At 72.5% G+C, this 12,400-nt stretch carries 10 protein-coding genes; 5 read left to right on the forward strand and 5 right to left on the reverse strand.

The window, feature by feature from the left end; all coding sequences use genetic code 11:
* The first annotated feature begins 68 nt into the window (after window positions 1-68).
* The 3 genes from ABEA26_RS01735 (at window position 69) to ABEA26_RS01745 (ending at window position 3,251) form a co-directional block, all read left to right on the forward strand.
* Complete coding sequence (locus tag ABEA26_RS01735; RefSeq protein ID WP_345588470.1) at window positions 69-215, forward strand: hypothetical protein; 147 nt, start codon at window positions 69-71, stop codon at window positions 213-215.
* A gap of 289 nt (window positions 216-504) precedes the next feature.
* On the forward strand, window positions 505-1,020 hold the full coding sequence (locus ABEA26_RS01740; protein WP_345588472.1) for a hypothetical protein: 516 nt from the start codon (window positions 505-507) through the stop codon (window positions 1,018-1,020).
* A gap of 248 nt (window positions 1,021-1,268) precedes the next feature.
* Window positions 1,269-3,251: a protein kinase domain-containing protein gene (locus ABEA26_RS01745; RefSeq protein ID WP_345588474.1), complete on the forward strand. Its 1,983-nt coding sequence runs from the start codon at window positions 1,269-1,271 to the stop codon at window positions 3,249-3,251.
* Between the two features lie 91 nt (window positions 3,252-3,342).
* On the opposite strand, the gene purH is transcribed toward ABEA26_RS01745, so the two are convergent.
* Together purH and purN are read right to left on the reverse strand one after the other, a co-directional pair.
* Window positions 3,343-4,914 carry a bifunctional phosphoribosylaminoimidazolecarboxamide formyltransferase/IMP cyclohydrolase gene (gene purH / locus ABEA26_RS01750; protein ID WP_345588476.1) on the reverse strand — a complete coding sequence of 524 codons (1,572 nt, stop codon included), beginning with the start codon at window positions 4,912-4,914 and terminating at the stop codon, window positions 3,343-3,345.
* A complete protein-coding gene (purN, locus tag ABEA26_RS01755; protein WP_345588478.1) occupies window positions 4,911-5,549 on the reverse strand; it encodes a phosphoribosylglycinamide formyltransferase in 639 nt (212 codons plus the stop codon). The genes purH and purN overlap by 4 nt, the downstream gene beginning before the upstream one ends.
* A gap of 336 nt (window positions 5,550-5,885) precedes the next feature.
* On the opposite strand from purN, the gene ABEA26_RS01760 reads away from it, so the two are divergent.
* Window positions 5,886-6,683 (forward strand): hypothetical protein, encoded by a 798-nt coding sequence (locus ABEA26_RS01760; RefSeq protein WP_345588480.1) that lies wholly within the window; start codon window positions 5,886-5,888, stop codon window positions 6,681-6,683.
* Between the two features lie 123 nt (window positions 6,684-6,806).
* Here the strand turns inward: ABEA26_RS01760 and ABEA26_RS01765 are convergent, their stop codons facing one another.
* A complete protein-coding gene (locus ABEA26_RS01765) occupies window positions 6,807-8,390 on the reverse strand; it encodes a cell division protein PerM (protein ID WP_345588482.1) in 1,584 nt (527 codons plus the stop codon).
* A gap of 96 nt (window positions 8,391-8,486) precedes the next feature.
* Between ABEA26_RS01765 and ABEA26_RS01770 the strand changes: the two genes are divergently transcribed.
* Window positions 8,487-9,794, forward strand: a complete 1,308-nt coding sequence (locus ABEA26_RS01770; RefSeq protein ID WP_345588484.1) for a helix-turn-helix domain-containing protein — start codon at window positions 8,487-8,489, stop codon at window positions 9,792-9,794.
* A gap of 162 nt (window positions 9,795-9,956) precedes the next feature.
* Here ABEA26_RS01770 and sucD read toward each other — a convergent pair whose 3' ends face one another.
* Together sucD and sucC are read right to left on the reverse strand one after the other, a co-directional pair.
* Complete coding sequence (gene sucD, locus ABEA26_RS01775; RefSeq protein WP_345588486.1) at window positions 9,957-10,841, reverse strand: succinate--CoA ligase subunit alpha; 885 nt, start codon at window positions 10,839-10,841, stop codon at window positions 9,957-9,959.
* Window positions 10,842-10,869: 28 nt separating this feature from the next.
* Window positions 10,870-12,051, reverse strand: a complete 1,182-nt coding sequence (gene sucC / locus ABEA26_RS01780) for an ADP-forming succinate--CoA ligase subunit beta (protein WP_345588488.1) — start codon at window positions 12,049-12,051, stop codon at window positions 10,870-10,872.
* Window positions 12,052-12,400: the final 349 nt, after the last annotated feature.

A 12,400-nucleotide genomic window follows, 5' to 3' on the forward strand; every position in this document is an offset into this window, starting at 1 on the left:
CGGCCGCCCAGAATGGCCGCACCGCCGGGCACACCGAGCTGCTCGCTCCGGGAGGGACGGGGAAGCGCATGAACGTCCAGCGACAGATCACCGGGCTGCTGACGGGGGCGGCCCCCACCGCGGGCACGCTGCTCGCCACGGCCGACCCCGCCGGGGCCTACTACGACGGCAACGACAGGTCCGACTACATCGGCAGTGCGCACGCGGTGGCGTAGCGGGACCCGGCGAAGCGGATCCGGGCGCGGGTGAGGAACACCGGCGTCGGGCCCTTCGGAGTTCCGGAGTCGTGACGGTCGGCCGCGGCCTCCCGTCGCCGGACACGGTCGCACGGCGCTCGGGCGTGCGGACGACGGGGCCGGCAGGACGGTGTGGTGCGAATTCGGCCCGTCGTGCGCCTCCTGCACCGCCAACAACCGCAACTGACACGACCGACCCACTTGCGGGCCCGCCGGCCGACGGCCGAAGGGTTCGCCGACACCCACCGGCAACTGACGGAGGACACTCATGACACGCAGAAGGCGGATTGCCGGGCTCCTCGCGGGGGCGAGCCTGGCCACCGGCGCCATGCTCGCCACGGCGGTACCGGCCCAGGCGTACTCGCCCGACCCGCGCGTCCAGCCCATCCCCTACGACACGGACACCTGCCCCTGCAGCCACCCGGACCCCCACGACGGCACCTACTTCAAGCACGACCCCGGTGGGGTGGCCATGAAGATCCACCTCGACGTCAACAGGGGAACCTGGATCGGCAAGGTGGAGTTCCACCCGCACGACGAGCTCCTCTGGGTCTACGACACCCGGGACGACGGAGACACCTACTACGTGACCGTGTCCTACTACAACGAGGCCGGACGCAAGGTCCGGGTCGGCGGGGTCATGTCGGCGGGCACCTCCTCTGCCGCCGTGGACTCCCGCACGTACGACCTGGACATCACTGACGGCAGACGGCTCGTCATCGACCTGTACGACGACTCGGGGCTCACGGACCACATCACGGCGGTCAGCAACGCCGTGGCGTGATGTGAGCGCGGAGGTCCGGGCGGCGTCGGCCAGTGGGACGCGGTCTCGGCGCCGCCACCGGCGTCGGAGGGCCGGCCACACTGCCTCGGCCCGCGCCTCGGACGACCGCGCCGTCGGCGGGAGCCGCCGTCCGCCTCCCGCCACCCGCCTCCGGGGCCACGCCCCCGCCCCGGGACGGTAACCTCTCGGCAAGCTGGTGTGACAGAACACCATTTTGTGGATGAAAGAGCAGTCGGGGGACTCAACTCATGACAGACCAGCGGCCGGCGTCGCCGTACACTCCGGCGTCCGGCGAGGCCGCCCTGCGGCAGACCGGCGCGGCACCACTGCGGGCCGCCGACCCCGCCCGTATCGGGCCGTACGTACCGCTCGGCCTGCTCGGCAGCGGTGGCATGGGCCGGGTCTACCTGGCGCGGCCTGCCGACGACGGCCCCGGGCTCGCCGCGGTCAAGGTGATCCGGCCCGAGTACGCCGAGGATCCCGAGTTCCGGCGGCGGTTCGAGCGGGAGGCCTCCGTGCAGGCCCGGGTCCGGACGGCGTACGCACCACGGTTACTCGGGACCGGGTTCGAGGAGTCGGTGCTGTGGATGGCCACGCAGTTCCTGCCCGGCCTCAATCTCGCCGAGGCGGTCCAGAACTGCGGCACACTCGAACCGGCGGGCGCCTGGCGGCTGGTGGCCGAGCTGGGGCGGGCGCTGTCCGCGCTGGCCACCGCCGGAGTCGTCCACCGGGACCTGAAGCCGTCCAACGTGATCCTGTCCCCGGGCGGCGCGCACGTCATCGACTTCGGCATCTCGCAAGCCGTCGACAGCAGCGCCATCACCGGGACCGGGAGCCGGGTCGGCACGCCCGCGTTCATGTCGCCGGAGTATCTGCGGGAGGGGCGCTGCGACACCGCCTCCGACGTCTTCTCGCTCGCGGGAACCCTCATCTACGCGGCCACCGCCCACGCCCCCTTCGGCGACGGGACCGGGGTGGACGTGATGCACCGGGTGGCGTTCGAGGAACCCCGGCCGGAGGTCATGGCCGAACTCGCGTCGGTGGACGCCGGGCTGGCCGCGCTGCTGGCCGCCTGCCTCACCAAGGACCCCGCCGGCCGGCTCACTCCGCAACGACTGGTCGACGCCGCCACGGCCGCCGGTCACGGTCCCGCCTCCGACTGGCAGGAGCCGCTGGGCGCCAGGCTGCTCGCCCTGAGCGAGGGCTGCGCGGTGCTGGAGGCCGCCTCCGCCCGGCAGACGGGGCATTTCCGTACGCCGACGGAACGGGTGCCGAGCGCCGCTCCGACACCGACGCCGGCCTCTTCACCCTCGCCCTCGCCCTCATCCGCACCCGCCCCCGCCCACGCCCCCTTCCCCGCACCGGCACCGGTGCCCGGGCCGGGGTACGGGCCGGGGTTCGGGCCGCCGACGCCGCCGGGGGCGTACGGCCCGGCCTACGGTCCCTACGGTTCGCCGACCCCTCCGGGGCAGTTCGACTCGGTCACACCGGCACCGGCTGCCACGAGGGATGGGATCCACGAGCGGCGCGGACGGAAGAAGCCGTACCTCGTGGTCACCGCCGTGCTCGCCGTGTGCGCCGTCGCCGCGGGCGGCTTCCTGCTCTCTCGGGCGCCCCTCGACGAGACGGCCGCCCCCGCCACACCGTCGGCCTCGGCCGGCGCGACCGGTGCCGACGACGGACGGCCCTCGTCCCTGCCCGAGGCCTCCTCGTCTCCGTCCGGCGAGAAGGAGGAGCACGGGGAGGAGAAGACGGACGACGGCAAGGACGGCGGCAAGGACGGTGAGGAGAGCGAGGGGGAGAACGGGGCCGGCCAGGGCGGCGACCGGGGTTCCGACGGTGGCTCGCAAGGCGTGCCCGGCAAGACCACGACTCCCGGGGCGGGCGCCGGGGGCGCGGCCGCAGACACCGGGAGGGACGGCGATCAGGCCGCCGCCCCGACCACCACGGTCACCGAGACCGCCTCCGAGCCCTCCACCCCGGCCTGGATCTCCGGGTGTTCCTACTACTCCGGCACCGCCATCATCCGGTACGGCGACACGGGGCAGCGCGTCGTACAGGCGCAGTGCATGCTCACCAAGCGCGGCTACGGCGTCGGCCGCGCGGGCGTGGACGGCCAGTTCGGCGAGGACACCGTGACGGCAGTCAAGAGGTTCCAGCGCGCCAAGGGGCTGCAGGTGGACGGAGAGGTGGGGCCCAAGACCTGGGCGGCGCTGCGCGGGACGACCTGACGGCCGGGCCCGGAGCGTGCGTGACGCACGCTCCGGGCCCGCGTACGGCTTCGTCGCGGTCAACGCGTACCGCGAGGGCTCGAGCTCGGCGTCAGTGGAAGAAGTGCCGCGTCCCCGTGAAGTACATCGTCACGCCGGCCTTCTTCGCCGCCTCGACGACCAGCTCGTCGCGGACCGAGCCGCCTGGCTGGACCACGGCCTTCACACCGGCCTCGGTGAGGATCTCCAGGCCGTCCGGGAAGGGGAAGAAGGCGTCGGACGCGGCGTACGCGCCCTGCGCGCGCTCGGCGCCCGCCCGCTCCACCGCGAGCTTCGCGGAGTCGACCCGGTTGACCTGGCCCATGCCGACGCCGACGGAGGCGCCGTCCTTGGCGAGGAGGATCGCGTTGGACTTGACGGCCCTGCACGCCTTCCAGGCGAAGGCCAGGTCGGCCAGGTCCGACGGAGAGAGTGCCTCGCCGGTGGCCAGCGTCCAGGTGGCGGGGTCGTCGCCCTCGGCCTGGAGGCGGTCGGTGACCTGGAGGAGGGCGCCGCCGTCGATGGGCTTGACCTCGACCGGGGCGGCGGGGGCCTCGGGGGCGCGCAGCACGCGGATGTTCTTCTTCTTGGTGAGGGCCTCGAGCGCGCCGTCCTCGTAGTCCGGCGCGACGATGACCTCGGTGAAGATCTCGGCGACCTGCTCGGCCATCTCCTTGGACACCGGGCGGTTGACCGCGATCACGCCGCCGAACGCGGACAGCGGATCGCAGGCGTGCGCCTTGCGGTGGGCATCGGCGACGTCCGCGCCGACCGCGATGCCGCACGGGTTGGCGTGCTTGATGATCGCGACACACGGCTCGTCGTGGTCGTACGCGGCACGGCGGGCGGCGTCCGTGTCCGTGTAGTTGTTGTACGACATCTCCTTGCCGTGCAACTGCTCGGCCACCGCGAGGCCACCACCCTCGGGGGAGGTGTAGAGCGCGGCGGGCTGGTGCGGGTTCTCGCCGTAGCGCAGGGTGTGGGCGCGGTCGTACGTGGCGCCGAGGAAGTCGGGGAACCGCGACTCGTCCACGGGGGCGTACTCGGAGGCGAACCAGGAGGCGACGGCCACGTCGTACGCGGCGGTGTGCTGGAAGGCCTCGGCGGCCAGCCGCTTGCGTGCGGCGAGGTCGAAGCCGCCGTCCTGCGCGGCGGAGAGCACGTCGGCGTAGCGGGCGGGGCTGGTGACGACGGCCACGGACGGGTGGTTCTTGGCGGCGGCGCGGACCATCGACGGGCCGCCGATGTCGATCTGCTCGACGCACTCGTCGGGGGTGGCGCCCGAGGCTACGGTCTCGCGGAACGGGTAGAGGTTGACCACGACCAGGTCGAACGGCTCCACGCCCAGCTCGCCGAGCTGCCGGCGGTGGCTGTCCAGGCGCAGGTCGGCGAGGATGCCGGCGTGCACCTTGGGGTGCAGGGTCTTGACGCGGCCGTCCAGGCACTCGGGGAAGCCGGTGAGCTCCTCGACCCTGGTGACGGGGACACCGGCGGCGGAGATGCGGCCGGCCGTGGATCCGGTGGAGACGAGTTCGACGCCGGCCTCGTGGAGCCCGCGGGCGAGGTCCTCGAGCCCGGTCTTGTCGTAGACGCTGACGAGCGCGCGACGGATGGCCCGCTTGTTGCTTCCGGCGGTGGCGGTCACTGGATAACTACCTTTCGTCCCTCAATGCGATAGCCGTTGCGGGCGAGCAGCCCCACGACATCGACGAGCAGCCTTCGCTCGACTTCCTTGATGCGCTCGTGCAGAGCGCTCTCGTCGTCCTCGTTCCGGATCTCCACCACGCCCTGCGCGATGATCGGCCCGGTGTCGACGCCGTCGTCGACGAAGTGGACGGTGCAGCCGGTGACCCTGGCGCCGTACGCGAGCGCGTCCCGCACCCCGTGGGCCCCCGGGAAGCTGGGGAGGAGGGCGGGGTGGGTGTTGACGAACCGCCCCCCGAAGCGGGCCAGGAACTCCTTGCCCACGATCTTCATGAACCCGGCCGAGACCACGAGGTCCGGCTCGTGGGCGGCGACGGCCTCGGCGAGCGCCGCGTCCCACTCCGGGCGACTCCCGTAGTCCTTGACCTTTCGTACGAAGGTCGGCAGCCCGGCGCGCTCGGCGCGGGCGAGTCCTTCGATGCCGTCGCGGTCGGCGCCGACGGCGACGATCTCGGCCCCGTAGGCCTCGACGCCGGTGGTGGCGATCCCGTCGAGGAGCGCCTGCAGGTTGGTGCCGGATCCGGAGACCAGCACGACGAGGCGCTTGGCTCGCTGGGCCACGGGCTTGGCGGCCACGGTGGGGGCCTTTCTCGGGGAGCGGGTCTGTGCGGGTCGGTTTCCGTACATTCGTCCAGACATCGACCTTCACTTCATGTCTGTACGATTTTGTGCGTTCGTCTGTTTGTGTGGTCGTACGAATGCTTCGCGCCCCCGAATACGGGGAAGTCTACGAAGCGGCCGACCGTCAGCAACGATACCGGCACACCGGGCGGCCCCCTCGGGACGGGGGCGTGGCCGGAAGGTAGCGTCTGCGTGGAGCCGGACCGGGAACGCGACTCGCGCGTCACGCGTTCACCAGTCGTGCCGACCAGTTCGCCCGTTCCTTATCGCCAAGGGGAAGACGCTCACTTGATGCCGGACCGCAGCCTGCGACTGCTCACGCTCCCCCAGCAGTCGGCACAGCCAGGGGAGCGCAGCACCGTGTTGCTGCGGGAGCGCCCCTCCTCACCGCCCGACACCCCCTCGGACGGGACGAACGGCGGCGATCGGGACGGCGCCACCGACAAGGACAATCCGTTCGCACCGCCCCCGGAGGGCTCGCCGGACCGCCCCTGGCAGCCTCGGCCCCCGACGGGTGACGACGGTGATTCCCAGGGTGATTCCCAGGGCGGCGGCGGACGTTCGCCGTGGGGCCGGCAGTGGAGCGACCGGCAGCCGGGCCGCTCCCCCGGCGGCTTCGGCGAGCGGCCCGGCACGTCCGGTTCCGGCCCCGAGGGGTCGGGCGGTAACACCGGTCAGCGCTGGGACCCGACGGATCCCACCCAGCGGCGTGCCCGCTATGCCCTGCTGAGCGGCATGTGGGCGCTCTTCTTCGCGCTCTTCACCTGGCCGTACGTGGCGCTGCTGCTCGGTGCGCTCGCCCTGTACTGGGGCATCAGCGCGCTGCGCGCCAAGCCCCGCGCCGCCGCCGACCCGGACGCCCCGGCCCCGCCCGCGGCGCAGACCGGCCGCCCGCAGCGCACCGCCGCGATCAGCGGCCTGGTCACGTCCTCCCTGGCCATCGTCCTGGTAGCCGCGTCCTTCAGCGCCCAGCTGATCTACAACGACTACTACACCTGCCGGAACGACGCCCTGACCAACCAGGCGAAACAGTCCTGCGAGACCCACCTCCCGGAACAGCTCCGGGACCTGCTGGGCACGGAGGACTGACGTCGGCCTATCGACGTCGGCTTCCTGACGTCGACCTGTCGACGTCGGCTTCCTGACGTCGACCTGTCGACGTCGGCTTCCTGACGTCGACTTCCTGACGTCGACTTCCTGGTGCCGGGCGGCTCAGCCCGTCCGGCGTCCGGCGTCCGAGGGCGTGGCCTGTTCAGGGCCACCACCGGCGGGGCCCGCCTTCGCCCGGCCCCGCCACTGTCCCGCCGAGGACAGGACGGCCCGTGCCCACCGACGCCCACCGGCGCCGGGCGGCACACCCCGGGCCTCCCCCGCCTGCGCCGGAACGGCGGCAGCGCCCCTCCCCCGGCCCCACCACACCCGCGCGCCCACCGCCACCGGCACCGCCACCACGGTGACCCACGCCAGCGTCGCGCCCCCGGCCTGCCACCACACCGGCCCGAACCGGGCCAGGGCGCCACCTCCGAGCGGCCCACCCGCCAGCGCGGCCAGCAGGGCGAGGAGAACCGCGCACAGCACGGCGGCCAGGGCGGCGGCCCCGACGGTCCGCCACCACGACCACGCCACGGCGGCCTCCGCGGCGCCCGGGTCCGCCCCGGTCGCCGCCCGCGCCGTGAACCACCCCACCACCACCCCAGCCGCCAGCGGCACCAGCCCGGCCACCCAGTGCAGCGGCGTACCCGGGTCCGCGTCCGGCACCGCCGCCAGCAGCGGGAACGGCGGCAGCAACGGCGCGGGGGCGGAGGAGAAGGGGTCGACCACATGCCCGGCGCCGAGCGCGAATCCGGGGCCGAGGGCGTACGCCGCCGCCCACACCGCCGCGTTCGGCACCAGCGTCAGACAGAGCAGCAGCACGGCGAAGTGTCCCGACCATCCCTCGGTCAGCTGCAGGAAGGCGTCCCGGGCGGCGACTCCGTGCCACACCAGCGACACCGCGAGCAGCAGCGCCCCGCCTCCGACAAGGACCGCCGCACCGGCGCCCGCGGCGCGCGTCGCGGCGCCCAGGCGCGCGTCCGGCTCCACCACCAGCTCCCGCACGCTCCGGGGCAGCACCCCCAGCGCCCGTCCCACCGGCCCGCCCGGACGGCCGAACGCCGTCCACACGCCCGCGCCCGCCGCGCCCATGGCCACCACCGGCAGCCACACCACCGCCCACCATGAGGGCCGCAGCGCCGCACCCGCCGAGTACAGCACGACGGGCACGGCGACGCCGAGGTAACCGAGCACCACGCCCGCCCAGGCGATGCGCGCGGAGACGGGCGGCGGCCCGCTGTCCGGAAGGGTGCCGCCCCCGCCCGGGCGTGCCCCGGACTCCGCCCCCACGCCCATCCCCACACCCGCACCCGCCCCTACGACCAACCCCACGCCGCCCCCCGGATCCGTGGCGTCCCGGGCCGCCCGGTGCAGCAGCCACACCGGAAGCAGAAGCAGCAGCAACGGCGTGACACCGACGGGCGCGGAGCCGCCGGAGAGCGTGTCGGCACGGACCAGTTCGGCTCCGTGCGCCAGCACCCACAGCGCCGCGGCGACGCGCAGGGCACCGCCGGGTCCGTTGTCGGGGTACGGCGAACTGGTCCACAGCACCGTCACGAGCACGGCGTACGACGCCAGTCCCAGTCCCGCCGCGAGCGCGCCGCCCACAAGCCCGGCGGCCAGCCCGGGCGACCGGTCGCGCCAGCGGGTGCGCAGCAGGGACAGCGGGGCTCGGCGAACGGTCGTCTGGATCACGCCCGCCATGCTCCCAACGACACGCGCTTTCCCGGCGTAACAGGCGAACGTCCGATGTGTCGCCCAATATATGTTTATGTACTTTTTCGTACGAAGGAGTGCCCTGTGACGCGGAGTCCCGCCACCCCGCTCCCTCCTCCCAAGGCACGCCGACGCCTGCGTGAGGCCGCTGCCCTGACGCAGGCTCAACTCGCGGAACGGGTGGGTGTCACCCGCGGGACGGTCCGTGCGTGGGAGAGCGGCCGCACGACTCCGCGCGGCCGGAAACGGGAGGCGTACGCGGAACTGCTGAACGCCCTCGCCCGGGAGACTACGGCGCGACAGCCGGAGCCGGTACCCGTCGTCGTCGTGGCCGTCGGCGCCGGGTCGGCGCGCATCTCCGAGAAGGCCGTCGACAGCCTCGTACTCCCCGCGAAGCCACTGGCCCCGTGGGAGCCGGAACCCGAGGCGGAGGCGGGGGAGGAGGCGGACACGGAGGCGGAGCCGGCGTCGGAAGCGGCGGAAGCGGCGGAAGCGGCGGAAGCGGCCGCGGGAACGGGAACGGGAACGGGAACGCGAGCGGCTGAACAGGAGTCGGGACCGGATCCGTGCCCCGCGCCAAGGCCCGGCACCGTCGCCTTGACACCCGTTCAGGCTTTCGACGCGCTCTACGATTTCAGCGCCTCCGCCCTCGTACGGCAGACGTTCCTGCTGACCGGCCGCCGCGAGCTGGCGCGCGAGTCGGTGGAGCGTGCCTTCCAAGCCGCCTGGGAGCACTGGCCCGAGGTGGCCCGCGACCGCGACCCGGTGGGCTGGGTGCGGGCGACGGCGTACGAGTTCGCGCTCTCGCCCTGGCAGCGGTTCCGGCTGCGCCACCGGCATCCGGAGCCGCCGCCCGCCGACCCCGGCGACCGCACCTTGCTGAACACTCTCCTCAGACTCCCCGCACCGCACCGCCGCACGCTCGTGCTGTACGACGGTGTGGGCCTGGACCTGCCGGAGACGGCCGCGGAGACGGAGGCGAGCACTCCTGCGGCGGCGAACCGGCTCCTGCGCGCCCGTGAGGCCGTCGCCGACCGGCTCCCCGAGCTGGCCGACCCCCGGGTGCTGCACCGGCGGCTGGCGGAACTGGCGTCGAACGAACGGCTGCGGGCGGGCAGGCCACCGACGGTGCGGCTGGGCAGCGAGCGCCGGGCGCGGTTCTGGACCCGGGCCGCGATCGCCTTCACGGTCGCCCTGATCGGGAGCACGGCCCTGACCCTGCGCACCTCGCCCACGCACTACGAACCGCCCGTGTCCCCGGGGGAGACGGTGCGCGGGGTGCCGCCCCGGGTGGCGCCGGGGGCCCTGTCGGACGAACAGCTGGAGCTGCGGCAGAAGCTGCGGGACCAGCTGCAGGACGGACCGGAGCGGCTGACGCCCCGGCTCGAATGACCCGGCCGGACTCGCCCGACATGCCGTACGCCGAGTGGCCCGCCCCCGTGAACAGGGCGGGCCACTCGGCGTACCGGATCGGCCGGAAAGGTACTCGGCCGACGAGGTGCGTCAGCCGACGAGGTGCGTCAGCCGACGAGGTGTGTCAGCCGGCGAGGTGCGTCAGCCGGCGAGGATGGCGCGGGCGAGCTTCGCCGTCTCGGTCGGCGTCTTGCCGACCTTGACACCGGCGGCCTCCAGGGCCTCCTTCTTCGCCTGGGCGGTGCCGGACGAACCGGAGACGATGGCGCCGGCGTGGCCCATGGTCTTGCCCTCGGGCGCGGTGAAGCCGGCGACGTAACCGACGACCGGCTTGGTCACGTTGGCCTTGACGAACTCGGCCGCACGCTCCTCGGCGTCGCCACCGATCTCACCGATCATGACGATCAGGTCGGTCTCGGGGTCGGCCTCGAACGCGGCGAGCGCGTCGATGTGCGTCGTGCCGATGATCGGGTCGCCACCGATACCGACGGCGGTCGAGAAGCCGATGTCACGCAGCTCGTACATCATCTGGTACGTCAGCGTGCCGGACTTCGAGACCAGACCGATGCGGCCCGGCTTGGTGATGTCGCCCGGGATGATGCCGACGTTGGACTGGCCCGGCGTGATGATGCCGGGGCAGTTCGGGCCGACGATCCGGGTCTTGTTGCCCTTCTTGCCGGCGTACGACCAGAAGGACGCCGAGTCGTGCACGGCGATGCCCTCGGTGATCACGACGGCCAGTGGGATCTCGGCGTCGATCGCCTCGACGACGGCGTCCTTGGTGAACTTCTCCGGCACGAAGATGACGGAGACGTTGGCGCCGGTCTTCTCGATGGCCTCCTTGACGGTGCCGAAGACCGGTACCTCGTTGCCGTCGAAGTCCACGGACTGACCCGCCTTGCGCGGGTTGACGCCGCCCACGACGTTGGTGCCGTCACCCAGCATGAGCTTGGTGTGCTTCATGCCGGTGGCACCGGTCATGCCCTGGACGATGACCTTGCTGTCCTTGTTGAGCCAGATAGCCATGGTGTGTTGGTGTCCTCGTCCTGAGTGCTTACTTGGCGGCGTGGGCCAGCTCGGCGGCCTTGTCGGCCGCGCCGTCCATGGTGTCGACGCGCTGGACCAGCGGGTGGTTGGCGTCGGTGAGGATCTTGCGGCCCAGCTCGGCGTTGTTGCCGTCGAGGCGGACGACGAGCGGCTTCTCGACCTTCTCGCCGCGGTCCTCCAGGAGCTTCAGCGCCTGGACGATGCCGTTGGCGACCTCGTCGCAGGCGGTGATGCCGCCGAAGACGTTGACGAACACGGAACGGACGTCCGGGTCGCCGAGAATGATCTCCAGGCCGTTCGCCATCACCTGGGCGGAGGCACCGCCACCGATGTCCAGGAAGTTGGCGGGCTTGACGTTGCCGTGCGCCTCACCGGCGTACGCGACGACGTCCAGGGTGCTCATGACGAGACCCGCGCCGTTGCCGATGATGCCGACCTCGCCGTCGAGCTTGACGTAGTTGAGGTTCTTCTCCTTGGCGGCGGCCTCGAGCGGGTTGGCCGCGGCCTTGTCGTGGAGGGCCTCGAAGTCGGGGTGACGGAACTCGGCGTTGTCGTCGAGCGACACCTTGCCGTCGAGGGCGATGACGTCGCCGGAGACGACCTTGGCCAGCGGGTTGACCTCGACCAGGAGGGCGTCCTCCTTGATGAAGGTGTCCCACAGCTTGACGAGGATGTCGGCGACCTTGTCGGCGACCTCGGCCGGGAACTTCGCGGTCTCGACGATCTCGCGCGCCTTCTCGGGCGTCACGCCGTCGATCGCGTCGATCGGCGTCTTGGCGACGGCCTCCGGACGGGTGGCCGCCACCTCCTCGATCTCCACGCCGCCCTCGACGGAGGCGATGGAGAGGAAGGTGCGGTTGGCACGGTCGAGGAGGAAGGAGACGTAGTACTCCTCGACGATCTCCGGGGCGGTCTCGGCCAGCATCACCTTGTGGACCGTGTGGCCCTTGATGTCCATGCCGAGGATGTCCGTCGCCCGTGCGACGGCCTCGTCCGCGGAGGCTGCCAGCTTCACACCACCGGCCTTGCCACGACCACCGACCTTCACCTGCGCCTTGACGACGGACTTGCCGCCCAGGCGCTCGGTGATCTCGCGCGCCGCCTCAGGCGTGTCGATGACTTCACCGGCCAGCACCGGTACATCGTGCTTGGCGAAGAGGTCCCTCGCCTGGTACTCGAACAGGTCCACGCGCTTCCGTCCCTATCAGTGATCTCGTGGTTCGTTGGATGCGTGGGCGTGCCGCGAAGGGCAACGTGACGTCCGCTGTGAGTCACAAGGGGGGCGCACACGGTGTCCGAGCGCGCGGCATGTCCATCTCGCAGGTTATCGCCGCTTGCGAGGGGTCTCTAAATCGTGGGTCACACCTGAGCGGTGATGCCTGTCACATGATGCCGCGCTCACTGGCACGGGGTGCCGGGCGTGAGGGGCGGGCGGGGGCCTGGCCGAGGCAGCTCCGTGGACCGGGGACAGGCCTCACCCGGGAGGGGCCTGTCCCCCGGCGGGGGCCTCGCCGGGCGGACTGTCGACCCGGTGAGGC

This window comes from Streptomyces marokkonensis, assembly GCF_039539045.1.
Classification (GTDB): domain Bacteria; phylum Actinomycetota; class Actinomycetes; order Streptomycetales; family Streptomycetaceae; genus Streptomyces; species Streptomyces marokkonensis.